This is a genomic window from Pontibacter sp. E15-1, assembly GCF_022601975.1.
Lineage (GTDB): Bacteria > Bacteroidota > Bacteroidia > Cytophagales > Hymenobacteraceae > Pontibacter.
In genome coordinates, this window is sequence record NZ_JAKVIR010000005.1 from 200656 (window position 1) to 226024 (window position 25369).

Consider the following 25369-nt stretch of genomic DNA (forward strand, 5'->3'; position numbering starts at 1 on the left):
TGTTATTTATTAGGTAGACGTATTGTGATTGTGTTGTTCTGTGTTGTAATGGCCGTGCCCAGCGTTTCCGACACTGTCTCCAGGATGCTTTCCACTCCCCTGTTGTCGAGGTTGGCGGTAAGCCTTTGGTCTGCCAGCGAGGCGTCCGCGATGACTACCTGGTAACCATACACCTCCTCCAGCATCGCGGCGATCTCCTGCAGCGGGGTGTCTTCAAATATCACCCTGTTATCCTTCCAGGCCGTGTACAGCTCGGGACGCACCTGCTTTCGGGTCAGGGTGCGCCGGGCTGTGCCCGCCAGTTCCACGAGGTCGCCGGGCTGCATGATCAGCTGTTGCGCAGTGTGCTTTTCGCCGTCGTAGCGGAGGCGCACTTTGCCCGATGCCAGCACCACGCGGTTTTCTTCGCCACGGCCGGTCACGTTAAACTCAGTGCCGAGCACCTCTACCTGCGAGCCGTCTGGCGTCTCGACGACAAACTTCTGGTGGTTGCGCTGATGCGTGACCGAGAAATAGGCCTCACCGCTCAGATGCACGAGCCGCGGCTCATTGGCCGACCAGGCTTGGTAGGTAACGGATGAGTTCGCGTTTAGCACCATCACCGAGCTGTCCGGCAGCAGGATCGTGCGCTTCTCACCGAACGCCGTGGCATGCTTCATTGTCTCCGTCCGTAACCCCATGAAGAGGTATAGACCAGCCACTAAAAGCAAAAGCCCTACTGAGGCCGCCACCAGCATGCCCCGCTGGAGGCCAAAGCGATAGGCTACCGTGCCCGAGTTGGCATGCTGCGCGGTGTGCATCTCCTGTTGTAGTCGCTGCCATACCGCCGCCGTGTCTGTTTCCACCAGCGGGTATTCGTCCTCGGAGAGGAGGAGCACCAGTTCCCTGGCTTCCAGCACAGTCTCGCGCTTGAAAGGGTACTGCTGCAGCCATTCCCCCCAAAAGGCATCGCTCTCGGGGGTGGGGGCTATCACCCAGGTTATAAAAAAAGTGTCTGCGGCAAAGTCTGTGGCGCTTGCAAGCGGGTAATTCATCTGGCAATTAGGTATAGCACTGGGTGTTTCACTGTATGGAGCAGTCGCTCACTACTAAGAATAGACAGGGTGCGCGCAAACTATCCCTTCCTCCCTGAAATATTTATACACTTTTTTAGCAAAGGGACTGGAAACCGCCACTTCGGAAAGCGGCATGGAGGGGAGATTTTAAAATATGGAGGCGAATAGCACCGGGAGCGCGCACACCAGCACCCGCTTGAGCAGGTGCTGCAGTTTATCGAGGGCCTTATAGTTTAGCTTATAGGCAGATTCCTGCGCAATACCCATGATTGAGGCGATTTCCTCGTACTTCAGGTTGGCGTAATATTTCAGGAAAACAACCTCGCGCTGCCGGGATGGCAGTTTCTCGAGAACCGCGCTCAGGCGCTTTTTTGTGTGCTCGGAGCCTTGTTCCGTGATCAGGTCTTCCTCGTAAGAAGCTTCGAGCTCGAAACAATAATCCTCTGGCAAGGCCTCGTGCACAGGCTGGCGGCTCAGCTTTTTCAGCAGTTCGGAGCGCATAGCCTTTAGCAGATAGTAGGTGACGTTGGCCGGGGTAGACAGGTTCGCCTTGCTTTTCCATAGCGTAAAAAACACCTGCTGCAGGCTGTCTTTCACCATCTCCCGGTCTTTGGTCACCCTGTTGCCATAGCGGAGCAACACCGGAGCAAACCTATGGTATAAAAGTGTAAAGTCAGCTTCGCTGCCTTGCATAAAGTTCGACCACAACTCACGTTCACTTGCTACCATATCGGAAGTATCTCTATCTATCCCTTACGCTCCACCAACGCATGAACGGCTATCGGAAATAGCCGTCAAACCCTGGAGTAACTGTGCAAAATTCAAGAACTATATTTATAAAAACAACTAATTCTGGAGCGTGGTCAAAATTTATTGAGTAACAACTCACTTACACTAAAGGTATTCATTTAAGGGAGATAACGCACAATATGTTTAAAAAAAGAGCAAAAAAGTATTGCTATTATTTTCGAGGCTTACTTAGGAGCTTTAACGATGTGAGGCCAGGTACTAAATAATGTCGCAAATTTGTGTGCCAAAATTAGTAAATCTGTATGCTCCTATACTTCGGTGTATAAACACAGAGAATCCGCATGCCCATACCCCTCTATTTTTCCCGTTGTTCCTGGTCCCTATCCGTAGCCGATAACGGGTATAGCAAAACCCCATGTACCTGGCTTTGAAGGCCTGGCACATGGGGTTCTGATCAGAAAAATATCATTATCATACCGGAAGCTGCGTACGCTACCCTGATTACAGCCTGTGTTGCAAAGGGCTAGATCAGGCTTCTCAGGCGCTCGGCACTGGATTCCGGGGTAACGTCGCGCTGCGGATCGCCCATTAATTCGTAACCCACCATAAACTTCTTCACGGAGGCCGAGCGGAGCAGCGGCGGGAAAAAATGCATATGCAGGTGCCAGCCGGGATGCTCCTGCCCATCGGTCGGGCTTTGGTGAATGCCGGACGAATACGGGAACGACACCTTGAACACCTTGTCATACACCATCGTCAGGTGCTTGATGGCATCGGCGAAGGCATTTTTCTCCGCTTCGTCCATCTGGCCTAGGTGCTGCATGTGCCGCCGTGGCAGAATCATCGTCTCGAAAGGCCATACCGCCCAGAACGGCACCAGCGCCACAAAAAACGGGTTCTCGTATACAATGCGGGTTTTCTCTTCCAGCTCTATCGCCAGGTAATCCTCCAGCAGGCTGCGGCCATTCGCTTCGAAATAAGCGGCCTGCTGTGCGGTTTCTTTTGCCGGTCCGCCGGGTATGGAACTCTGTGCCCAGATCTGGCCGTGCGGGTGCGGGTTGCTGCAGCCCATGGTCGCGCCTTTGTTCTCGAAGATCTGCACATGGTTGATGAAGTCGAGCATGCCCAGTTCCAGATACTCCTGTTGCCAGAGGTCCACCACTTTTCGGATGTCCTCCACCTCCATGTCAGGCAGCGTCACGTCGTGGCGCGGCGAGAAACAGATCACTTTGCAGATGCCGCGCTCGCTTTCCGCACGCAGCAGGCCGCCCTTCGTGAAGGAACCGGCCGGTGTGGTGGGCTGCAGCGCGCCAAAGTCGTTATCGAAGGCGTAAGTGGATTTGTAGTCCGGGTTGTGCTCGCCGTTGGCCCGCTCGTTGGTAGGGCAAAGGTAACAGCCTGGGTCGTATTCGGGGCGGTCGTCTTTCTGCACGTCCTCTTCCTGCCCCTGCCAGGGCCGCTTGGCCCGGTGTGGCGATACCAAAACCCATTCGCCGTTGAGGGGGTTATATCTGCGGTGCGGGTGTTCCGCTAAATCAAAAGCTGCCATAATGTTGTGTTAAAGTTGAGGGCTGCCCCGCAAAGGGCGGCCGGGTTTCAGACGTTACGCGGCAAAGCTGCTTCCGTCCACGATCTCAGCGACATATGTTTTAAGCGTAACGCCGAACTCCTGGGTATACGCATCCTCCATCTGCTTTACAAACGCATCGAGGGCATCCACCCGAACAAGGTTGATGGTGCAGCCGCCAAAACCGCCGCCCATCATGCGGGCACCCAACACAGCCGAAGACTTCTTCGCCTGCTCCACCAGATAATCCAACTCGGGGCAGCTTACCTCGTAGTCGTGCTGCAAACCGGCGTGCGAGGCGTACATGCGCTCTCCGAATGCGGCCATATCGCCTTTCTCCAAATCGGCACAGGCGGCTTCCACGCGGTTGTTCTCGCTCACCACGTAAACGCAGCGCTTGTACACTGTCGGGTCGAACTCCTGTTGGTGTTTGGCCAGCATGTCCAGGGTTGCGTCGCGGAGGCTATTCACTTCCGGATAGTGCTTTTTGAGGAGCGCCACGCCCGTCTCGCACTCCTGGCGGCGCGTGTTATAGGCCGACGAGGCTAGCGAGTGCTTTACCTGCGTGTCGCAGAGCACGATGCGATACTCCTCCATCGCGAGGTTGTAATAGGTATACTCCAGCGAGCGGCAGTCCAGTTTGATGGCGTGGTTGCGCTGGCCGAACATACTGGCAAACTGGTCCATGATGCCGCACATCACGCCGGCATACTCATGCTCGGCCTTTTGCGCCATCTGCACGAGGGTAAACTTATCCAAGCCAAAGCCGAACAGCTCGTTCAGGCCAAAAGCCAGGCCGCATTCCACCGCCGCCGACGAGGAAAGCCCCGCCCCGATCGGCACGTTACCGCCAAACACCAGGTCGAAGCCCTGCACCTGGTGTTCCGTCTTCTGGAACTGCGCGATCACGCCCAACAGGTAATTGGCCCAGTCGGTATCGGATGGCTTGATGGTATCCAGATCAAACTCCACGCTTTCATTTAAGTTGAAGGAATAAGCCCGGAAAGTGTTGGACTGGTTGGGGGCAATGGCAAAAAATATCTCTTTGTTGATGGCTGCCGGAAGCACAAAGCCCTCGTTATAGTCGGTGTGCTCCCCGATCAGGTTTACCCTGCCCGGCGAACGCACCACAATTGGCTCTTGCTCAAACAACTCCTGAAACTTTTCCTTTATTTCGTTAATCATCGTATTATCTTGTTCTACCACAATTGCAGTACGTTATTATAGATTTTCCATTTTATGAAGCGATAAAGTTAATATGTATTAACACAATTCGCCATTAACCATCGAATTTTAAACGTTAGCACCACACTATTTTCCCAGAGCGCAATGTCAGAATATAGCCCGACAACCAACCAATTAAATTAGCTGACGGGCTATACCTATAGTTCAGGGCTTTCGCATCTAAACGGAACACGGAGCGAAAGCAGGCTGCCGTTGTTGTGTGTTCTCACCAACAACTTGTTGGTCAAAAGACGCAACAAGGGCAGCTTTGCGAAAGTCCTGTAGTTATTTAACTAAAAGCACTGAGCCGTTCGCAGGCAACGTTATCTGCTGCTTTCCCCTGCTAAACGGCTTGCTCTGGAACATCACTTTTTGATACGGCTCCAGATCAGCAGGCAGTGTAAGTGTTACGCCGATGTCAGACAGGTTGTGCAGCACCAGAACGGACTCTTCTCCCTGCTTCCGGAGGAAGGCGCTGACACTTTTTGGGCCCAGGTCAAGCGGCTCCACGCTTCCGTAAGTCAGCGCGTTGCTATGGTTGCGCAGGCCGATCAGGGTTTTGTAGTGGTTCAGCATCGAGTTCGGGTCCTGCAACTGCTGGGCAGCCGGCGTCACGGTCTGGTCGGTGCTGAACTTAGGCTCCTCCCAGGTGGTGCGGCAAGCATCGGCCTCTTTTTTATCCCACAGAAACGGCTCCCGGATTAGCGGGTCTGGCTTGGTGCCGAGCATCCCGATCTCCTCGCCATAATAGATATAGGGAGAGCCCGGCAGGGTAAGCAGCAACGCAGCAGCCATTTTGCCTTTCTCTTTGTCACCGTTCAGTTCGCTCAGGATACGGTTCTGGTCGTGGTTGCTCAGGATAGTGGCGTCTATAAAGTCAGGGTTCACATTTTTATAGTAGTCCATGATGTGGCCATGCTTGATCGCCAGCGAGTCGCCCTCTCCCTGCTTCAATGCCTTCAAAATTGCCCAGCTCATCTCGAAGTTAAACAGGGCTGGCAGGCCTTTGGTATAGGGGGCCACGATGTCCGCGGGTGCCCATACCTCACCTACCAGGTATACATCTTTCTTGGCCTTCTGCATCTCCTGCTTAAAGTCTACCCACCACTTGTGGTTGTCATCAGGCCGGTCGTCCGGGAAGATATGCCGCGCCGCATCCAGGCGGAAGCCGTCCACGCCCACCTCGTTCAGCCAGAACCTCCCGATCTTATACACCTCCTCGCGCAGGGCCGGGCTGTCGAAGTTCAGGTCGGGCATGCCGCCGTAAAAGAAGCCGTAGTACAGGTAGTCGCTGCCCTCCACATTGTGCCACTGGTTCACGTTGTCGGAGTCGCCGCCGGTCACCTTGCCCTCGCCTTTTGTCTGCGGGTCGTCTTTGTGCGCCCATACATAGTAGTCGCGGTAGGGGCTCTTCGGGTTCTTCTTGGCGTCCTGGAACCACGGGTGATCCACGCCCGAGTGGTTCAGCACCATGTCCATCACCACGTGGATGCCCCGCTCGTGGGCCGCTGCGATAAACTGCTTGTAGTCTTCCATCGTGCCGTAATCCGGGTGGATGCCGTAGTAATCCGTCACGTCGTACTTGTGGTAAGACGGCGATGGGTTCATCGGCATCAGCCATACCGCCTCCACCCCCAGCTCTTTCAGGTAATCCAGCTTTGAGGTCATCCCCTTGATGTCGCCGATCCCGTCGCCGTTTGAGTCGCAGAAGGACTGCACGAAGATCTCGTAGGTCACGCCGCGCGGCCACTCGCTGGCTTTCTCCTGACTTACCGCCGTTGCCGGGGCGGTAGCGACCTGCTGGGATGTATCGGTTGAGCTACACCCTGTGGAAAAGGCTAGGGAAGCCGCCAGTGCCAGGTGTAAGAGGTTGGTTTTTTTCATGTGATACTTCGGTTAAATGATTGTTAAATCGGCTAGTGCTGTTGGAATGCTTTATCGGCGAAAGACAGTTACTTCACGGCTTTCACCTGCAGCGTGGTTGTAGCGGGTGTAAGTCCTTTGCCGCTGGCGGAAACCTTGATCTCCCCAGCCTTCTGGCCCACTTTCAGCAGCATGGTTGCGATACCTGCCTCAGCAGCCACCGTATTCGTGGCCACAATCTCCGCGTCACCAGCCTCTACTTTAAAGTTCACTTCCTGAGAATTCCCCGGTACGGTATTGCCTTTCTCGTCGGTGATATACGCATATACGAACAGCAGGTCATTCGTTCCGGCTGTCGCCTCTTTCCCGCTGATGTCGGTCTGCAGTTTTAGCTTGGCGGCCGCGCCCGGAGTGCTTTGCTGGGTTTCCACTGCCTTCTGTCCGTTTATATACCCCACGGCCCTCAGGGTGCCGGCTGCGTACTTCGGCACCTCAAACGTAAAGGGCGGGTGGTTCAGGTGCGTGGATACTTTGTTCTTGTCCGGTTTCTGGCGGGCAATGGTCTTTCCGTTCAATTGCAGTTCCACCTCGTCGGTGTTGCTGTATACCTTCACGGTCTTCAGCGCAGGGTCGTTCCAGAAGTTAGCGATAAAGATCATCGGCTTCCCGAAAACCGCATCCGCCTCCAGGTTGGGGCCTTGCTGACTTTGGTAGAAGTAGTAGGCAAACTTAGGCAGTCGCACGATGTCCATAATGCCCGAAGACTCGATGTCCGGGGCATAGCCGCGCTTGTAGTCATACATCAGCCAGTTGGCGTCGCCCACTGCCGGGCCCTGCAGGTTGCTGTTGTGGGCCTCCTGGTAATTGAGGGCCTGCTGCAACAGGCGTTTCTGACCGGCTCCACGCAGCTGGCGCGAGGTACGGGCCTCCTCGGTCAGGTCGGCATACTCTTTCTGGTTAAAGCCTGCGTTTTGCGCATAATACTCCCAGTCGCCATACTCGGCGATAAAGAGCGGCTTGTCTTTGCTGTACTTGTTCCAGTAGTCCGGTGCCTTGCCATGCTGGCGGGCAGGGATGAAGATATCGTAGGCATAATCCATCCAGCCGCTGGTATAGGTGTCCGCGAAGGGCAGTTCCTCGTGCAGGGCCTTGTGAGTGGCATCCATAAACGGCTTGCTCATACCCGACTCGTTCAGGGAGGCTTCCCAGGCGATAACGGAGGCATGGTTGCGGTCGCGGCGGGCCATCTCCCGCGTGTCCTGCAGGCTGTTTTTCTGGTAGGCCTCATTGCCGAAGAACTGCCAGCCAGGTATGGCATCCATGATCAGGAGACCAAGTTCATCGGCGGCATCCAGGAACGCCGGCGACTGCGGGTAATGGGAAGAGCGCACGAAGTTAAAGCCTGCCTCCTTTATTTTGTAGGCGTCGCGGTAACGGGCGTTGTCAGACATGGCGTAGCCCACATACGGGTACTCCTGGTGGCGGTTGGTGCCTCTCAGGAACAGCTTTTCGCCGTTCAGGTAAAAGCCATCAGCAGCAAACCTGATGGAGCGAACGCCTGTCCGGATATCCTGCTGATCGATCACCTGGCCATCCTGCACCAGTTCCACAGTTAGGGTATAAAGGTAGGGCGCATCCGGTGACCACAGCTGTGGGTTTGTAATGTCGAGTTTCTGCTGGAACGTACCGAACGTACCGGGCTCCACTGCCAGCGGCTCCGCCAACGACTCGGCCACCGTGTTTCCCTGCTTGTCTTTCAGCAAAGTTCTTACCTGCGCTCGCTTTGCCTTAGGGTGGTCGTTTTTGATCTCTGTCTGCACCGATAAGGTGGCTTTTTCGGCGCTTACCGCGTCGTAGTGGAGCAGCACGCCCCCTCCGGCCACACGGTTGGCGGCAATCGGGTCGGAGATGTAGAGTTTGTCTTTTGTGATGAAATAGGCGTTGCGGTACAGGCCGCTGTAGTAATTAAAGTCCAAGTCGGCGATTGGCTTTCCGGGCGGTACCACCGGGTTGTCGGTGTTGTCAAGCTTCACAAGCAGCGTGTTTTCCTCCCCAAACTTTACCTTATCGGACAGGTCGATGTAAAACGGCAGGTAGCCGCCCAGGTGCTGAAAAATATGCTCGCCGTTGAGGTATACATCTGCTACCTGCATGGCGGCCTCAAACTGCACCGCCACATGGCGGCCCTTATCGGAGGCGGGCACATGGAAGCTCTTGCGATAGAACGCCTGGCCCTGCCACTGCTGCTCCGTCTTTTCGATGGCCTCAAGCCGCGCCGTGTGCGGCAATGATACCTGCTCCCACTGCTCCTGCCCCATACCCGTGTCGGACAGGCGGCTGCCGGCATTGGTGGTATCCACGTCGCGCACAAACTGCCAGCCGTTGTTAAAGTTTTCTATCGTGGGCAGTTGGGCCTGCGGACTTTCGGCAGGGCTTTTCTGTGGCGTCTGGCAGGCAACGGCCAGCACGCACAGACCTATCATACAAGCAAAATTTCTGAACATCAGTTGGTGGGGTATGGTATGGTTTAAATCTATTTGTTCGTTTTCTCTAACCAAACAGCCTCTATTTCGAGGGTATATGGGGCTTGGGTATCCGCCTGCGCATCCCCCTTGCCTATTGTCATCTCAAACCTCTCGGCGTTGCCGATGTTAAAGGCCGCCGCCTTGCCCGGTTTAAACCAGAAAGGATGAAAGCCGGGGTATGGGCGTGGCAACAGCATATAGGCCGCGGGCTGCAGGCTGCTTAACGGAACCTCAATATCCTGGTAAGTATCCGTCAGGGTGACAGGGGCAGCATAGCCAGCGGCATCGTCTGTGATCAGGGCAACTTTTGCCTGCACCGGGGCTGCACTTGTCGTGCGCGCCCGGATCACCAGCCTGTCATAGGCTGGCAGGTCGGCAAGGCGGCCAGCCACTTTATCACCGAAATAATACTGGAAGCCCATCACGCCCTCCTCAGGAAGTTTTTTTGCCACTAGCCGGAGCGCCAATTGGCCAGGCTTCTCCCCGGTCAGGAACTGCCGCTCGTCTTCGCGCCACAGGTTGGGGTATACAAAAACGTCCTGGTCGTGGGTGGCGTTGAACAGTTCCAGGTTTCCTTTTTCGGAGGCGACAAAGGTTTGCCAGGTGTCATCGGCTACATAGTCCCAGGCCCACGGGCTGCCTTTGTGGTTCCCCGGAAACGTCACGAACTCGCCTCCTGCTGTCTCGGTCACGATCCGGTAACGGAACACGCCCGGCGTCATGAAATCGGCGGGCAGCTGCGCCTGGTAGGTATAAGGTGTCGCCTGCGTCATCGGAACAGTTTTATACCCTCCTGCCAGGTTGCTTGCCACCAGGCTCACCTTTGCATCGGCCGCTAGGCCCACGATCTTGGCAGTCAGGGTAAGGGGTTTGCCAGGGGCCGCTTCCGTGTAAGGCGCGTGCGATACGTATACCTCGCTGGTGCGCGCTTTCGGGGCCACAAACTCACGCAGCTTTATCGCCCCGACACCTGCGCCTGCATTCAGCCATTTGTCTGCGCCGTTCGTCTTTTTTGTGATCAGGTAGGTTCCCGGCTGTATCTGAAAGGAGCTTCCTTCGGCAGTTGCCTGGTAGGTGTTCCCCTCATTTATACCCTGTACCCGGAAGCCATTGCCCAGGTCCGGCAGGTTGAGTTGCATCGGGTGCGTGCCCCAGGCAATGCGGGTCACGGTTTTATCAGGAGAGGCTTTGGCAAACGGGTCCCGGACGTGTATGGCATCGGGCATGACCTCCAATCGCCAGGTGCCGTTGGCTAGTTTGTCGAGGAAGTAGGCACCCGTGCCGGTATAAGTTGCCACCGGCGAGCTTCCTACGCCGGCAATGTGCTCCAGCCTGCTCATTTTGGCCGGTTTTGTTTTGGTGGAGTTGGAATAGTAGAACTTCTGCGGCGCGTTCATCTCGCTCAGGTCCTGCTTGTAGCTCAAACGGAACACATCAAAGATAGAGTCCTGGGGGTATGCGCCATATTTTTTGCCGCGTGGCAGGGTATGGAACGCCTCGGAGGCAATCATCATGCTCACGGCCTTGGAGGGGGTATAGGCCAGGTTCAGGTAATGCGTCTGGTATTCGGTGTTGCCGTAGGCGGTCGCCATGGGGTCGTAGGCAAACTGCGTGGCCCACTGGAAACCGGCGCCGCGGAAACTGCGCGCCATGGCCGGGTACATCACCGACTGCAGCACATCCCCGGCATCGAACTCATATACCATGCGGGCCTTGCCAGCGTATGCGGCCGTGGTGTCAAACGGAATATGGTACTGGTCTACGTGGGGCAGGTAATTGCCTTTCAGGGTGCGGTTTGCCACCAGGCCGGTCGGGTACCACTGGAAGCTCACCCCGTCGATGTTGGACTTCGCCACGGCGTCGGCATAGGTCGGCGACTCGCTGATGTTGTAGAAAAGCGGCTTGGTCCAGCCTGCGCCGCGAGCTGCCTTTACCATGCGGTTCACGTACTCGGTGGCGCGCGCCTTGGGCCCGCTGTGCTTGGGCTCGTTGTTGATCTCGGCGGCGATGATGTCGGGGTCGTTCTGGTAGGTAAGTTTGGTATAGGGGTTTACGTGCTTGAAGAACTGCTCCAGGTAACGCTCCTGCGCCACAAAGGCCTTCTCCTCCGTCACGGCCTGCTGCTTGTTGTAAATGCTCGAGAAGCCCGCCGTTTTGGTATCCGGCTCCGGGTATCCGGCTCCCCAGTAAGCGATGGGTGTCACGAGTATTTTGATGTTGCGCTCTTTCAGTTTCGCCACCAGGTAATCGAACAGGCGCAGGTGCTCGTTGTCGAGCAGATTGCCCACGGAGTCCGAGATCTCGGTGTCCCATACATGCACCCGGAAGGCATCGAAGCCCAGGCGGGCGAAGTGGTATACATCCTGGTCTATGGCCTTCTCCAGATCCACGTTCAGGGCTTTGTGCGAGCGGTAGCCGTAGGCGAAGGGCACGGTATAATTCACGCCGAAGAAGTTCGCCTCTTTGTTATCCTTCTGCCAGCGCATCACGCCCTGCTTGTCTACATATATACCCTGCTTTTGCTGGCTATAGGCGGTAAACGAAACGAAGCAGAACACGAGTAAAAAGGCCAGCCTGCTGAAAGGTATTTTGGAATAAGCCATAGTTTTTTAAAAAATCCCGCGCCTCATGTACTGCACACAAGGCACGGGATCCGGTATAAAAGGTTAAAGTTAGTACTGTATAGATTTTGGACTGCCCTGCGGCAACCTGCCACAGGACACTCCGTTACTGCGCGAGTTTCACCATTTTCCGGACACTCTTCTGACCGCCCTGCTCTACCTGCAGGTAATACAGGCCGTTTGCCAGTTGCTGCAGGTCCAGCGACTCCAGCAGCGTTTGCTGCGCTTTCATCACCTTCTCAGCACGCAGCACGCGGCCCGTCACGTCCAGCACCTTTAGCTGCACCATGCCACGGTAGCTGTTGGTTAGTTCGATGCGGGTGATCGGCTGGATCGGGTTGGGGTATACCATCAACGAGCGGATATCTGCCAGTTCCTCTTCGGCATCCAGCACCACGCGCTGCCAGGGCAGCAGGTTGGCTTTCGGGGCTGGCAACTGAACAGAGGTGAACAACCTGAACTCGCCCGGCAGCAGCGCGATGCTTTCGTCGGCCACGGTCACGTTCACCTCATCCCCCGTGAAATAGTCGTACCAGGTGCCTGTGGCCGGGAAGTTGGCGACCGGGATCTGTCCCTTCACATCGAAGTTGCCGATCATAAACACCGTCATGTCGTTGCCGCGCAGGGTGAGGCGCTTCACCAAACCATCGTAGGCCAGCGTAAAGTCGGCGGTGCTGAAAGCGGGTTGTGTGGTTTTCAGCTTGATCAGGGCAGCGTACACGTCGTAGAGTTTCTTCCGCTCCAGATCGTTCTGGTATTCCCAATGCAACGGCTTGGCGCCGGTTCGGCCGTTCTCCTCTATCGACACGTCATACCCCAGCTCGCCAAACTGCCAGAGCAGTTTCGGTCCCGGTACGGTTAGCCCAAAGGCAGCGGCCAGTTTCGCCCTGTTCAGGGCTGTGGTCAGGTTGCGGGTATCGTAGCCTGCGGAGGAACGCCCGTTTTGCTTCACGTCATACACCAGCCTTTCCTCGTCGTGGCTCTCGATATAGCCTACCACATGCGGCTTCTGCCAGCCGCGCTGCTTGTAGGAAATCCACTGCGGGTTGGCCTCATCTCCTTTGGCAAGCGAGCGAAAATCGTAGTTCAGGTTGCCCCAGAACAGCATGCCGTAGTCAGACAGCTCCTTCTCCTCGCGGTTATCGGCAAAGTGCTCCAAAATCACATAGGCGGTTGGGTCCGCCTCCCGGATCTCGTCATAAATGGTTTTCCAGATGGCCACGCGGCTTGGGTCGTAAGCACTCCACTGGCCCACGTTGTCGCCGGAGTTGTTCTGGGTAAAGCCTTTCGAAAGGTCGAAGCGGTAGCCGTCGAACTTATACTCCTCGAGCCAGAACTTGGCCACGCGCTCTACAAAAGCCTTGGTGGCCGGGCTCTCGTGGTTAAAGTCGAAGAACACGCTAAAAGGGTGCGTGGCCTTGGGGTTGAAGAAGGGGCTGTTCGCGGCTGGCCTTCCCTGGCTTTCGTCCCAGTAGAGGCGCACGTACGGAAATTCGTAGTCGGCCTGGTTCAGCACCATGTCCAGGATCACGGCGATTCCGGCCTGGTGGCAGGCGTCAATAAAGGCTTTCAGGTCTTCGGCGGTGCCATAGGCTTTGTCCGGAGCAAAATAGAAGATGGGGTTATACCCCCAGGAATCGTTACCCGAAAACTCCATGATCGGCATCAGCTCAATGGCATTGATGTTCAGGCTCTTCAGGTAAGACAGCGTATCGGCAAGGGTCTTGTAGTTACGTGTCGCCACAAAGTCGCGCACCAGCAGCTCATAGACCACTAGGCTCTCCACCGCAGGGCGCTCAAAGTTCGTCACCTTCCAGGTATAAGGTTGCTGGTTGGTCTGCAGCACCGACACAATGCCGGAGGCGGCTGTCGGGTATGGCTTCAGGTTGGGGTAGTTGGCGTTGGTCAGGTACTTGTCGTTGTTGGGGTCGAGGATTTTCTCGGCGTATGGGTCGGCCACGGCGATGGTGCCGTCCACGAAGTACTGGTAGGCGATCTCCTTGCCGGCGGGCAAATTTTGCAGCCTGATCCAGTAGCGGTTCCCGTCGGGCGTGCGGTTCAGGAGGTACTCCGGTGATGGTACCCACTTGTTAAACTCCCCGATGGCGTACACGAAGTTTTTGTCCGGCGCGTACAGCGACAGCAGCACCTCGGTCGGGCTGATATAGTTGATGCCGTCTTTCATACCGGCGGGCAGGGCGGCCACAGTCGGTGTCGGCTCTACCAGAACGTAGAGCGTGTCGCGGGAGGTTTCGGTGGCGGTCTTTGCCTCAAACACCAGGGTATGGCGGTTGCCTGCCACTGCGCCCGCGTTGAGGGTATAACTCAGCGCTTGCTTATCGGTTTCCGTCGCCACCACGGTGTTGTTCAGTTTGAGGGTGAGGATGGCGGATGCCGATGAAGAGGCCTGCACCGGTATGGACGCGTTGGGCGCCGTGAAAAGGAAGGATTCCGAAGGCTGGGTGAACACTGCTGTCAGCTCGTCGGGGTATACCCGCACGAAAAGATCCTCGGTCTGCGCCGTGCCGTTTCCGTTCTTCAGCAGCAGGCCCAGGCGGCGGATGGGGGTACCGGCGGGCACGCCAAAATACTCCCGTGGCACCAGCGTAATCTGCCAGCGGTTGTTGCCCAGCGAGGTCATTTTCCCTTTTTCGAAAGGCAGGTTGAAGGCGGTCTGCCCAGCGGGCTGGTACTCAAAGGCCTCACCCGTTTCGGTAGAGCCCGCACCAGACCAAAGGTATACATCGTTTGTTTTTCCCAGCAACCCTTTGGCACGCCCGTCCGTCGATTTCGAAACATCAAAAGTCAGGGTTACCTCCCTGTCTGCCGTTGGGAAGGCGGGCACCGTGGTAACCACCTGGCCCAGGGCATTCAGGCAGAAACAGGTCAGGAAAAGCAGCAGCAAACTGGATTTTGTACGCGTAAAAGTATTCATAAGCACCGTTGTTCTTAAGTTAGCGTTGTCAATTGTAGGGCGGTCCTCATCTGTACAAGGCCGGGGTCTATATTAGAAGAGACTGCTTCAGCTAAGAATATCCCTTTCTAGGGGTGAAATTTCATAATAAAATTTTGGGTAGCACTATTCACATGAAAGAAATCAATGGGACTGGCAGCTCGCTTATCGCTTCAAGATGACACTGTTCCATGAGTTTGGGCACTACATAGCAGCTTTATAAATTTAACTATATCAAGTATTTACGTAAATCTTTTCCTATATAAAACTTTATACTTCATATACACGCTCTAGATATTATATTAGCACCATAATACAATTATACTCCAGTTCTATACACACTAGCTAGTGTTTAAACAACTTAATCATAGGTCATGGCCCGGCTGCATACGAACCCGACGTTTAATCCTCTCCCAGCGAGGAGCTTTACAACCCAGCTAAAGCCAGCGTGTGTAGGGGCTCCGCATGCTTCTGCGTTTTACCAAACTCTAATCTCGCATTGCTCCGATTTCATCTCTGTGTTCGACGAGAAGGGCATTTATACCTATCTGGGCAATTCCGTAAAGGCACAGTTGGGGTATGAGGTGGAGGAATTGCTGGGAACCGCAGCACTCGCTTGCGTACACCCCGACGACCTTGCGTATATGACAGAGGCCTTCGCGCTGCTTCGCCAGGTGCCTAACGCACAGCTCAGGCGATTCCGGTTGCAGGAAAAATCTGGGGAGTGGCGCTGGATGCAGGGCATGCTCACAAACCTGCTTCAGGACCAAAACGTTGAGGGGGTGCTAATGGTGTTACAGGATGTGACAGCGCTGGTAGAGGCGGAAACCAGCAAAGCACATTACCAGGCATATTTTGAATCGCTCTTTTTCGGGCATCCGGAAGCCGTATTCGCCCTTGACGGCCTGGGGGCTTTTACAGAAGTGAACAGCCAGGTGGCGGAGCTAACAGGTTACACGAGGGAAGAGACGCTAGGAGGTCACTATCACCGCTTTGTGCATCCGGACTTTATCCAGCACGCTGACGAGATGTTCCGGCAAGCGCTTGCTGGCCACGCCCAACACACGGAGCTTTCCATCATCAGCAAGCAGGGGCAACTTAAATTGCTGTTCATCACCCTGGTCCCGGTGTACGCCGAGGGTAAGGCCGTAGGGATACAGGGGATTGCACAGGACATCACGTTAGCAAAGAAGTCCCAGCAATTGCTGAATGAACAGACAACGCAGCTCAACAATATTGTGGAAAGCATCCCTGATCCGTTTTTTGTAGTGGATGATGCATGGCGCTTTGAGTACGTGAACACAGCTTTTGCAAGCTTCCTCGGAAAACCCCGCACAGAGACTGTTGGTAAAAGTATACTTGCACTCCATCCTAGTATAGAAGATACCTTATTCTTTGAAAAATGCCAGGAGGTTGCAGCGCACAGAACGACTGTTAACTTCGAAGAGTCTTACCCCTCAAGCAAGTTCGAAACAATCAGGTATAGCATTTTCCCGATAAAAAATGGCATAGCGGTTCATTTCGAGGACTTCACTGCCCAGAAAGCCATCCTGCAGGAATTGGAGAAACTCTCGCTTGTGGCAAGCAAAACCACAAACGGGGTCGTTATCATGGATGCACAGTGCCGGATAGAGTGGGTAAACGACGGCTTTTGCCGCCTCACCGGCTATACCCGCGCCGAGGTCGCGGGGAAAGTGCCCAGCGTGCTGCTGCAGGGCCCCGAGTCGGACCCCGCCGCTTCCCGCCGCATTCGGGAGAAGTATGAGTCGCAGCAGCCTTTCTCAGAGGAAATCCTGAACTACAGGAAATCCGGGGAGAAATTCTGGTTCGCGATCGATGTCACCCCGATTTTTGATGCGCAGGGCCAACTGACGAATTATATCGCCATCGAAACGGACATTACCGAGAAAAAAGATAGCGAGGCGAAGCTGACGAAGCTTGCCAGCGACCTGCTACGGCAAAACCTAAACCTGCAGCAGTTTGCCTATATGGTGTCGCATAACCTGCGGGCGCCGGTGGCCAACATCATCGGCCTGACCTCGCTCCTGAAAAAGTTTGACATGCGCACCGCCCCTTACGATAAATCGCTGGAGAAGCTGGAGTATTCCGGGCACCAACTGGACACTGTGATTCGGGACATCAGCACGATCCTGACCGTTCGGGAGGCCGTGGGCGTGTGCCAGCCGGAACCGGTAAACCTGCTGGCCTTGTGCCGGGAGGTGCTTGCGCCATTCGAGGAGCAGCTCCAGGAATGCAAAACCGAGCTGAAGCTGGAGGTGGAGAGCCGCTTCGAGGTTTTATCGATCAAAGCTTACCTCTACAGCATCCTGTATAACCTCATCTCCAATGCAATCAAGTTCAGAGCAAACGAGCGGCCACTGCTTATCCGTTTGGGCATTGCCTGGGGCATGCACAGCTATGTGCTCACTTTTTCCGACAATGGCCTTGGGATGGACCTGCATCAGGCGGAGGACCAGCTCTTTAAACTCTATACCCGCTTCCACCCCGACATACCCGGAAAAGGCATTGGGCTATACCTGGTGAAAACGCAGGTGGAAGCATTGGGAGGGAAGATTAGCGTAAGCAGTGCCCCGGGCATAGGCACCACCTTCACGATTAGCTTGGGCGAGGAACATGTATAAGAAAGTATTCATCGTGGACGATGACGAAGTGAGCACCTTCCTGACCGAGACGGCACTGGACGCTGAAGGCTTTGCGCAAGCGTATGAGAGCTTCGTTTCCGGGAAACAGGCTTTGGCCGTTCTGCTGCCGCTGCTGGAAACCCGGGACGACAACGCACTTCCCGACCTGATCCTGCTTGACCTGAACATGCCTGCTCTCACTGGCTGGGACTTTCTGCAGGCCCTGCATCCCTATGCCGGGGTGCTGCAGCAACAGTGCCGCATCTACATTTTGTCGTCCTCCGTGGACGAGTCCGAGATGGAGCGGGCAAGCCAAAACAACCTCGTGGCCGGTTTTCTGCAGAAGCCCCTCTTGGAAGACACGGTCAGGAAGCTGCTGCACGGCTATTGAACATCCCCAATCTCCATAAAAATCCGAACGCCCTGCCCTGCGGCGCGTATATGCCTGAAGTTTTAAATACTGAAAACCATGGATGAAGCGATAATTCACGATGAAGAAGACCTCCGTTTTTATGTGATAATAGACGGGGATGAGGCCGAGCTGACCTATACCTACCCCGAGAGCGGGGTAATGGACTTTGACCACACGTTTGTGCCAGACGGAGAGCGCGGAAACGGCTTCGGCGACAAGCTGGTGCAGCAGGGCCTCGATTATGCCCGCTCCAGACAGTACCAGATCATACCCTCCTGCCCTTTTGTGGCCGGATACATCAAGCGGAATGCCCATTACGAGGATCTGGTGCAGTCAGAATAGCCTGCGTCGCATAACGCATATTCCCTGCAGCCGGGCACCTTGGTGCCCGGCTGCTCTGTTTTTACCCTTACGCCACACGGTGGGCCGCTTGCAAGAGTTTCACAATGGGGTATGCCGCTGTTTATGGGACAGCCGTTTGGCATAGCCCTTACAAAAACTTACCTTAGCTTTGGCATCCAGCCGACCGAAAGCACATATACCCGCCCCTGCCAAAAAAAGACACGGCGCGCCATGAACATGATGAAAACACGTAAAGCCATACCTATCCTTCGCTCTCTTTTGGTGGCAGTGGGTCTCTGCATGGGCACTTTGCAGGCCAGTGCACAGGAAGTACCCACTTTTACCCGCCAAGACACGCTCCGTGGCAGCATCACCCCGGAGCGGGCCTGGTGGGACCTCACCTATTATCACCTCAACATAACAGTGAACCCGGCGGACAGCTCTATCCGGGGAGTCAACACCATTCAGTACAAGGTGATCGGGCCGCAGCAGCGCATGCAAATAGACCTGCAGCCCCCCATGCGTCTGGAGAAGGTGGTGCAAAATGGTGTAGCGTTGCCTGTGCAGCAGGACGGGAACGCCTATTTTGTGCAGCTTCCGGAGCAGCAAACCGGCACAACCAACAGCGTGGAGGTATACTATGGCGGCAAGCCACAGGTGAGCGTTAACCCACCCTGGAGCGGCGGCCTGACCTGGCGCCACGACAGCAACGGCAAGCCTTTCGCGGCGTCCTCGTGCCAGGGCGACGGTGCCAGTCTGTGGTGGCCCTGCAAAGACCATATGTATGATGAGCCGGACAGCATGCAGATCAGCGTGACCGTGCCCAAAGGCCTGATGGACGTGTCGAACGGGCGCCTGCGCAGTGTTGAGCGACACCCGGACGGCTCCAACACCTTTAACTGGTTTGTGCGCAACCCGATCAACAACTACGGCGTGAACGTGAACATTGCCGACTATGTGCACTTTGGGGAGCAGTACCAGGGGGAGAAAGGGCCTCTGGACTGTGATTACTACGTGCTCCGCGAGAACCTGGAGAAGGCCAAAAAGCAATTCAGGGACGTGCCGCGCATGCTCAAGGCCTTCGAGCACTGGTTTGGGCCATACCCCTTTTATGAGGACAGTTACAAGCTGGTGGAGGTGCCTTACCTGGGTATGGAGCACCAAAGCTCCGTGACGTATGGCAACCGCTACCGCAACGGCTACCTGGGCCGCGATCTGAGCGGCTCTGGCTGGGGCAACAAGTTCGACTTTATCATCATACATGAGTCGGGCCACGAGTGGTTTGCCAACAACATCACCTACCAGGACATCGCCGACATGTGGATCCATGAAAGCTTCACGGCTTACTCCGAGGCCCTGTTTGTAGATTACCACTATGGCAAAAAAGCGGGGGCAGATTACGTGATTGGCACCCGGGCAAACATCCAGAACGACCGCCCTATTATCGGGTATTACAGCGTGAACAACAGCGGCTCCGGCGACATGTACTACAAGGGTGCCAACATGCTGCACACGCTCCGCCAGTTAGTGCCCGACGACGAGAAGTGGCGCAGCATCCTGCGCGGGCTCAACAAAGACTTTTATCACCAGACCGTCACTACGGCTCAGATCGAGACCTACCTGAGCGAGCACATTGGCCGCAACCTCACCCCGGTGTTTGACCAGTACCTGCGCGATGTGCGCATCCCGCGGCTGGAGTACCGAAACGAGGGAGGCAAACTACAGTACCGCTGGGCCAACACTATCGCTACTTTTGACCTGCCCGTGAAGGTAAGGATGGACGGCAAAGAGAAATGGCTGGAGCCCACCACTGCCTGGCAGCAGTTACCCGGGGCCTCCCGAAAAACCACTCTGGAAACTGACCGGAATTTCCTGGTATCGACGGCTCCCCTGAAAGCACGCTAACACAGAATTGGATCCTAAAAAGCGCTTCGAAAAACACTTTATCACTTCATTCGCATAACTCTACTGTTCAGTTAATTACACAAATCACAACAGAAGATAGCCGGAATAGATCGAAAAAGAAATTCTTTCTTGCCATGTTACGACATCCTATTATTTATAAAAATAATTACAGACGGAACCTTTAAAAACAGCGTATGGTTAAGTAGCTGCATGTTTGCAAGAGACAGGGTTCTCTTGTGAGGATCGTTCATTAAAGTTTAGGCTATAACGTTATGAACTCATCTTCCCACCATTTCACTGCTGAAGTACAGCCTTTTAAAAAAGGGCAGTTAATACGCCTGAAGGGGGAACTGGATGCGCATTCTGCCGTTATGGCAAGCAACGTGCTGGAAAGCACCCTGGCGTCCGGAACAGACTACCTCCTGATTGACTGCAGCCAACTCGTGTATATTTCCTCGGCGGGCGTTGGCGTCATTATTTCTGCTTACCATCTTTGCCTGATGAAGCAAACCTGCCTCACGCTTTTCAGCATGCAGCCAAAAATTAAAAATGTGTTTGAGGTACTGGGTATGGACAAGGTCCTGAACATGGCCCTCACCCGGGAGGAGGCCATTAAAATGGCAGACTCGTTACAGCATGCCAACTCATTCCAGAAAAAAAAGTCCTATAATTAAGAGGCTGCCCTCCCCTCCGCAGCTTTTTTCTCATTAACCGCATACGCTTGCGTGCACAGTATGGACTTTATTGCCTATTTTAGGCTTGCGTCCATCACAACCTTACCTGCATGCACCGCCTGAAACTTCTCTTTCTGCTATGTAGCCTCTTTTACGGCCACCTCGTCCTTGCCCAAACCCAGGACACCTATTATCTTCTGAAACCTGACCGTGTGTTCGACGGGGAGCGCATGCACCCGGGTTGGCAGGTACTCGTGAAGAACAACCGCATCGAGGCTGTGGGCCCTGCGCTTGTGGCTCCGGCGGGGGCTACCCTGCTCGACTTAAAAGGACAGACCCTGCTGCCAGGTATGATTGAGGGGCATAGCCATTTGCTGCTTCATCCCTATAACGAAACTTCCTGGAACGACCAGGTACTGAAAGAGTCGCGGGCTGAGCGCGTGGCTCGGGCCACTGTGCATGCCCGGAATACGCTGCTGGCCGGTTTCACGACGGTGCGCGACTTAGGAACGGAGGGAGCGGGGTATGACGACGTAGGCCTGAAGCAGGCTATTGAAAAAGGGGTGATACCGGGGCCGCGCATGCTGGTGGCCACCAGGGCCATCGTCGCGTCGGGTAGCTACGGGCCCAAAGCGCTGAGTTACGAGATCGAAACGCCCCTGGGGGCAGCGGTGGCAGACGGGCTGGAGGGGCTGACGCGCGAAGTCAGGACGCAGATTGGCAAGGGGGCCGATGTGATAAAGGTATACGCCGATTACCGATGGGGACCTGACGGTGCGGCGGCTCCCACCTTCACCACGGACGAACTGAAGAAAATAGTGGAGGTGGCCAGTGCGGCAGGCAGGCCAGTGGTGGCACACGCCTCCACGCCCGAGGGTATGCGCCGCGCCATTGCTGCCGGCGTATCCACCATTGAGCACGGCGATGGCGGGACCAGGGACATTTATCGCATGATGCAAAAAAACAACATCGCCCTCTGCCCTACCCTTGCTGCCGGAGATGCCATAGAGCAATACCGCGGCTGGCAAAAGGACACGCAGCCAGAACCGGCGCGGCTGCAGGAAAAACGCAAAAGTTTCCGGGCGGCGCTGGACGCCGGAGTCACGATCCTGATGGGGGGAGATGCCGGGGTTTTTAGCCATGGCGACAATGCCCGTGAAATGGAGTTGATGGTAGCCTATGGCATGACGCCCTTGCAAGTGCTGCAGGCGGCCACGTCAGTAAACGCGGAGGTTTTTGGGATCGGGGATAAGGTAGGACGCGTCCGCCCCGGGCTCCTCGCCGATCTGGTGGCCGTGACCGGAGACCCCACCGCTGCCCTACAGCATCTGCGCAGCATAACACTCGTGATGAAAGACGGGAAGGTATACACGCCCTGAGTTATTAGGTCACGCCTACGCGACCTCAACATGGACCGTTTATACCGCTGCTATACCTGCCGTCAATAGCTGAACTTGGGAATATAGCGGTTTTTTCAAAACTTGAACAGCCTTGTGTAATAGCTTGCTTTGCGCTCCACGCCTGGGGTAGGGGCCCTTCTTAAGCTGGGGCGCGTTTTCCCGCTCGGCACTGTGTAGTTGAAGCTGCCTTTGCCCTGCTCAGGCTGTCTCACTGCGTTCGGCACCGCAACACCTACAAATAGAGGGCCCCTACCCCCGGTGCCTCCCGGAAAAACTGGGAATCATTTTGCCCTGATTTAGTTAAATTATACTTCTCCAAAGCAAAAAAACTTATTCAAAACCACATTAACGTACAGTGATTACTGAGTTCCCGTTAATTTAAAAAGAGAGAGGCGTTTCCGGCGGCGGACCGTCTGTGCCTTTGTAAAACCGTGTGGCGGGTACAGCGAACTGGATGTCGGGGGCGGCGAGGAACTGGGTGAGCACCTCTTCCCAGATCAGGTGCGCGCTCTGTCGCCTGCGCATCAGTCCGCACAGGTAGCGCATGGTTAGCAGGATGCCACGCTCGCCCACCGTCGTGAAAAGCCGGGGCTGCAAATCCTCGTAGAAAATCAGGTGGCGCTGCGACTGCCGCCTGACCTGCTGCTGGGCCGCGTCGCTGAGCTGTTCCGCATGCCTGGCCACCACCTCTTCCAGTATCTGCTTTGCCTTCTGCCAGTTGCTCTCAAAGGTAATGCATACCGGCACTTCCTGCCACACAAAGGGGAAACCGTAGTTGTAGTTCGCCAGCGGCACGGTAAACACCTGCCCGTTTGGCACGTGCACGATGCGGCCGGTCGCCTGATCGGCTGCCACCCAGCCCCTTATCTCGTTCAGGGTAAACTGAAAAAGCCGGATATCGATCACATCGCCTATCGTTTCTCCGATCTGAATGCGGTCCCCGATGCGCAAAGGCCGTTTCCATACGATAAAGAGCCAGCCTGCCATGTTCAGGAGCGGCTCGCGCAGTGCCAGCACCAGACCGGCAGACAATAGCCCCATAAAAGTGGCGATGGACTCAAACCCGTTGAACCATACGTTGGAAAGAATCAGGATTGCCAGCCCCGTGGCCACATAGTCGGTGAACCTCCGCCACTGAAACTGTTTCCGGATGTCTTTCTCACGCCTGAATATCCCCCAAAGCAGCAGCCGGCTCACCAGCCAGAGCATCCCCAGCACCGCCACAGAGTAGAACACATCGTGGTAAAATTCCGCGGTCAGGCCTGTGGTTGCCTCCAGCCAATGTATGATTTTGCGCATGCACCTGCTTACGGAAATCCGGGGTCAGTAAGTTTTTGTTTCGCTCAATTTCGCGGCCACTGGCGGCAGTTGCTGGCATTTGTAAAAGAAAGCGTATAACTTGACCTTCGTAACCATTACTCCTTAAACATTACAGCAACTGAGAGCCGATTTTTTTGCGGCGATTGCCTGATACATGCCGTCAGGCGGGTATCTTTCAGGAGCTTGTGGGCACGCCCTTACCGCATACCCCATGCGTTTGGGGCGGTGTTTTTGGGAAGGCTACAGCGTTGCAGGCAATTGTCGCTCATGCGAGGGGGATTTCAGCCGGAAATTTGCCCGGCATGCGCAGCGAATTACCAGCGAAGCGCTTTGCGGGCTAAACTGACCCACTAATAGGATTCCGCAGGCAGTGTTCAGTATGTAAATAACAACCAACTATACTCTTTCATACCGACTTTACATTTATGGCTGTAATTACCCCGCAAACACAAAAGGAATACACCGCTGCGCCGTCGCGCAACTACGGTGGCCCATTGACTGTCGTGACCCTGCTATTCTTTATGTGGGGATTTATCACGTGCATGAACGACATCCTCATCCCGAAGCTCCAGGAGGTGTTCACCCTGCAGCTCTGGCAGGCAATGCTCATCCAGACGGCTTTCTTTGGGGCCTACTTCATCATCTCGCTTCTGTATTTTATTTTCTCGGTCACGAAGGGAGACCCGATCCAGAAGATTGGCTACAAAAACGGTATCATCATTGGCCTGGTGGTGGCGGCTATCGGCTGTGCGCTCTTCTACCCGGCAGCCAGCCTGCTGAGCTACGGGTTCTTTTTGATGGCGCTTTTCATACTGGCCTCCGGCATCACCATCCTGCAGATCGCCGCTAACCCCTATGTCGCCATCCTGGGACCGCCTGAGGGAGCCGCCAGCCGCCTGAACATGACGCAGGCGCTGAATTCGCTGGGCACAACCGTGGCCCCGATCATCGGCGGTTACCTGATTTTTGAGGGGGTGAGCGCGGTGCAGCACAGCGGCGCCGACTCCGTGAAACTCCCCTACCTCGGCTTGGCAGCCACCCTGCTGGCCATCGCCGTGCTGATCAAAATCTCGAAGCTGCCCCGCATCCAGAACGACGAAGAGCAGCTGGCACCCGACGCAGGGGCGCTGAAGTACCGCCACCTTGTGCTGGGCATCATCTGTATTTTCATGTATGTGGGCGGCGAGGTAGCCATTGGCAGCACGCTCATCAACTTTTTCCGCTTGCCCGAAATCGCTGGTATGAACGAAACCCAGGCTGGCCATTACCTGGCCTTTTACTGGGGAGGCGCCATGGTCGGCCGTTTCTTCGGGGCCGTGGCGCTGGCTCAATTCCGTAACAACAGTTACAAGTATATGATTATCGGTCTGATCGCCGCTGTGGCTTTCGGCGTGCTGTATGCCGTGTATGGCCTGGAGGAGGCTTTGGTTGCCCTTGGGTTGATCGCGCTTAACTTTGCAGTGCTGCTGCTGGGCAGGTTTATACCGAGCAGAACGCTTGGCTTCTTTGCCACCACGGTGCTGGCGCTGCTTCTGATGACGGCCTTTGCCGAGGGCTCTGTGGCCATGTGGTCGGTCATCGCCATCGGCCTCTTCAACTCGATCATGTTCCCGACTATTTTCACGTTGGCTATTGAAGGGCTCGGCATCCATACCAGCCAGGGGTCTTCGCTGCTCGTGATGGCGATTGTGGGTGGCGCGATTATCCCTCCCCTTCAGGGGCTGGTGGCAGATGCCTCCGGCAACCTGCAGCTTTCCTTCCTGGTACCGATGGCCTGCTACGCCTATATCGTATACTATGGCTTTGTAGGCTCTAAGTTTAAGCCAGCGACCAGGTAAGCACATCTTGATTTTGACAGCAGGAGCTTGTCCGGTAAGACCCGGGCAGGCTCCTGCTGTTTCCAGCCCCGCCGGATTATACCCATCCCAGATACCAAGATTCTGCCAACTGCTTGCCATTAAGCAATTTACCTACCCCTGCAGCCCCAAAGACTCATCAGGATTTGAAATTGAATTATTCGTAACAAAAGATTAATGAGAATTGCATCATTTGCGTGTTCACCATACTAAATATTAGATATAACATATATTTATAGGCGCTTGTGTTTCCCTGTTGC

At 55.3% G+C, this 25369-nt stretch carries 16 protein-coding genes; 7 read left to right on the plus strand and 9 right to left on the minus strand.

Annotation, left to right across the window (positions count from 1 at the left end; all coding sequences use genetic code 11):
* Positions 1-2: 2 nt before the first annotated feature.
* From MKJ04_RS05310 to MKJ04_RS05345, 8 genes are all read right to left on the minus strand, one after another.
* Entirely contained in the window at positions 3-1034 is a 1032-nt protein-coding gene (locus MKJ04_RS05310) for a FecR family protein (protein ID WP_241639963.1), read from the minus strand.
* Between the two features lie 168 nt (positions 1035-1202).
* Entirely contained in the window at positions 1203-1784 is a 582-nt protein-coding gene (locus MKJ04_RS05315; protein ID WP_241639965.1) for an RNA polymerase sigma factor, read from the minus strand.
* Positions 1785-2328: 544 nt separating this feature from the next.
* Entirely contained in the window at positions 2329-3354 is a 1026-nt protein-coding gene (locus MKJ04_RS05320; RefSeq protein WP_241639967.1) for a UDP-glucose--hexose-1-phosphate uridylyltransferase, read from the minus strand.
* Positions 3355-3408: 54 nt separating this feature from the next.
* On the minus strand, positions 3409-4557 hold the full coding sequence (locus MKJ04_RS05325; protein WP_241639969.1) for a galactokinase: 1149 nt from the start codon (positions 4555-4557) through the stop codon (positions 3409-3411).
* A gap of 324 nt (positions 4558-4881) precedes the next feature.
* Entirely contained in the window at positions 4882-6480 is a 1599-nt protein-coding gene (locus MKJ04_RS05330; RefSeq protein WP_241639971.1) for an alpha-amylase family glycosyl hydrolase, read from the minus strand.
* Positions 6481-6548: 68 nt separating this feature from the next.
* On the minus strand, positions 6549-8942 hold the full coding sequence (locus tag MKJ04_RS05335; protein WP_241639973.1) for a glycoside hydrolase family 2 protein: 2394 nt from the start codon (positions 8940-8942) through the stop codon (positions 6549-6551).
* 50 nt (positions 8943-8992) lie between these two features.
* Positions 8993-11587, minus strand: a complete 2595-nt coding sequence (locus MKJ04_RS05340; RefSeq protein ID WP_241639975.1) for a cellulase family glycosylhydrolase — start codon at positions 11585-11587, stop codon at positions 8993-8995.
* A 124-nt stretch (positions 11588-11711) separates the two neighbouring features.
* Positions 11712-14540 (minus strand): alpha-amylase family glycosyl hydrolase, encoded by a 2829-nt coding sequence (locus MKJ04_RS05345; RefSeq protein WP_241639977.1) that lies wholly within the window; start codon positions 14538-14540, stop codon positions 11712-11714.
* Positions 14541-14932: 392 nt separating this feature from the next.
* Here MKJ04_RS05345 and MKJ04_RS05350 point away from each other — a divergent pair, with 392 nt between their 5' ends.
* The 6 genes from MKJ04_RS05350 to MKJ04_RS05375 all read left to right on the plus strand — a co-directional run bounded on the left by MKJ04_RS05350 (position 14933) and on the right by MKJ04_RS05375 (position 21912).
* Positions 14933-17200, plus strand: coding sequence for a PAS domain-containing sensor histidine kinase (locus MKJ04_RS05350; RefSeq protein ID WP_245402605.1), 2268 nt, complete (start codon positions 14933-14935; stop codon positions 17198-17200).
* Positions 17193-17591 carry a response regulator gene (locus MKJ04_RS05355; protein ID WP_241639980.1) on the plus strand — a complete coding sequence of 133 codons (399 nt, stop codon included), beginning with the start codon at positions 17193-17195 and terminating at the stop codon, positions 17589-17591. The genes MKJ04_RS05350 and MKJ04_RS05355 overlap by 8 nt, the downstream gene beginning before the upstream one ends.
* 78 nt (positions 17592-17669) lie before the next feature.
* On the plus strand, positions 17670-17954 hold the full coding sequence (locus tag MKJ04_RS05360; RefSeq protein ID WP_241639981.1) for a GNAT family N-acetyltransferase: 285 nt from the start codon (positions 17670-17672) through the stop codon (positions 17952-17954).
* Between the two features lie 240 nt (positions 17955-18194).
* Positions 18195-19859: a M1 family metallopeptidase gene (locus MKJ04_RS05365; RefSeq protein ID WP_410896808.1), complete on the plus strand. Its 1665-nt coding sequence runs from the start codon at positions 18195-18197 to the stop codon at positions 19857-19859.
* A 272-nt stretch (positions 19860-20131) separates the two neighbouring features.
* Positions 20132-20533, plus strand: coding sequence for an STAS domain-containing protein (locus MKJ04_RS05370; RefSeq protein ID WP_241639982.1), 402 nt, complete (start codon positions 20132-20134; stop codon positions 20531-20533).
* A gap of 110 nt (positions 20534-20643) precedes the next feature.
* Complete coding sequence (locus MKJ04_RS05375; RefSeq protein WP_241639983.1) at positions 20644-21912, plus strand: metal-dependent hydrolase family protein; 1269 nt, start codon at positions 20644-20646, stop codon at positions 21910-21912.
* 399 nt (positions 21913-22311) lie between these two features.
* Here the strand turns inward: MKJ04_RS05375 and MKJ04_RS05380 are convergent, their stop codons facing one another.
* Positions 22312-23232 (minus strand): mechanosensitive ion channel family protein, encoded by a 921-nt coding sequence (locus MKJ04_RS05380; RefSeq protein ID WP_241639984.1) that lies wholly within the window; start codon positions 23230-23232, stop codon positions 22312-22314.
* Positions 23233-23678: 446 nt separating this feature from the next.
* Here MKJ04_RS05380 and MKJ04_RS05385 point away from each other — a divergent pair, with 446 nt between their 5' ends.
* Entirely contained in the window at positions 23679-25091 is a 1413-nt protein-coding gene (locus MKJ04_RS05385; RefSeq protein WP_241639985.1) for a sugar MFS transporter, read from the plus strand.
* Positions 25092-25369 lie beyond the last annotated feature (278 nt).

What these genes read in the sequence shown, in the direction of transcription:
- MKJ04_RS05310 (WP_241639963.1), bottom strand. Translation starts at nt 1,034, where the DNA reads ATGAATTACCCGCTTGCAAGCGCCACAGACTTTGCCGCAGACACTTTT.
- MKJ04_RS05315 (WP_241639965.1), bottom strand. Translation starts at nt 1,784, where the DNA reads ATGGTAGCAAGTGAACGTGAGTTGTGGTCGAACTTTATGCAAGGCAGC.
- MKJ04_RS05320 (WP_241639967.1), bottom strand. Translation starts at nt 3,354, where the DNA reads ATGGCAGCTTTTGATTTAGCGGAACACCCGCACCGCAGATATAACCCC.
- MKJ04_RS05325 (WP_241639969.1), bottom strand. Translation starts at nt 4,557, where the DNA reads ATGATTAACGAAATAAAGGAAAAGTTTCAGGAGTTGTTTGAGCAAGAG.
- MKJ04_RS05330 (WP_241639971.1), bottom strand. Translation starts at nt 6,480, where the DNA reads ATGAAAAAAACCAACCTCTTACACCTGGCACTGGCGGCTTCCCTAGCC.
- MKJ04_RS05335 (WP_241639973.1), bottom strand. Translation starts at nt 8,942, where the DNA reads ATGATAGGTCTGTGCGTGCTGGCCGTTGCCTGCCAGACGCCACAGAAA.
- MKJ04_RS05340 (WP_241639975.1), bottom strand. Translation starts at nt 11,587, where the DNA reads ATGGCTTATTCCAAAATACCTTTCAGCAGGCTGGCCTTTTTACTCGTG.
- MKJ04_RS05345 (WP_241639977.1), bottom strand. Translation starts at nt 14,540, where the DNA reads ATGAATACTTTTACGCGTACAAAATCCAGTTTGCTGCTGCTTTTCCTG.
- MKJ04_RS05350 (WP_245402605.1), top strand. Translation starts at nt 14,933, where the DNA reads ATGGCCCGGCTGCATACGAACCCGACGTTTAATCCTCTCCCAGCGAGG.
- MKJ04_RS05355 (WP_241639980.1), top strand. Translation starts at nt 17,193, where the DNA reads ATGTATAAGAAAGTATTCATCGTGGACGATGACGAAGTGAGCACCTTC.
- MKJ04_RS05360 (WP_241639981.1), top strand. Translation starts at nt 17,670, where the DNA reads ATGGATGAAGCGATAATTCACGATGAAGAAGACCTCCGTTTTTATGTG.
- MKJ04_RS05365 (WP_410896808.1), top strand. Translation starts at nt 18,195, where the DNA reads ATGAAAACACGTAAAGCCATACCTATCCTTCGCTCTCTTTTGGTGGCA.
- MKJ04_RS05370 (WP_241639982.1), top strand. Translation starts at nt 20,132, where the DNA reads ATGAACTCATCTTCCCACCATTTCACTGCTGAAGTACAGCCTTTTAAA.
- MKJ04_RS05375 (WP_241639983.1), top strand. Translation starts at nt 20,644, where the DNA reads ATGCACCGCCTGAAACTTCTCTTTCTGCTATGTAGCCTCTTTTACGGC.
- MKJ04_RS05380 (WP_241639984.1), bottom strand. Translation starts at nt 23,232, where the DNA reads ATGCGCAAAATCATACATTGGCTGGAGGCAACCACAGGCCTGACCGCG.
- MKJ04_RS05385 (WP_241639985.1), top strand. Translation starts at nt 23,679, where the DNA reads ATGGCTGTAATTACCCCGCAAACACAAAAGGAATACACCGCTGCGCCG.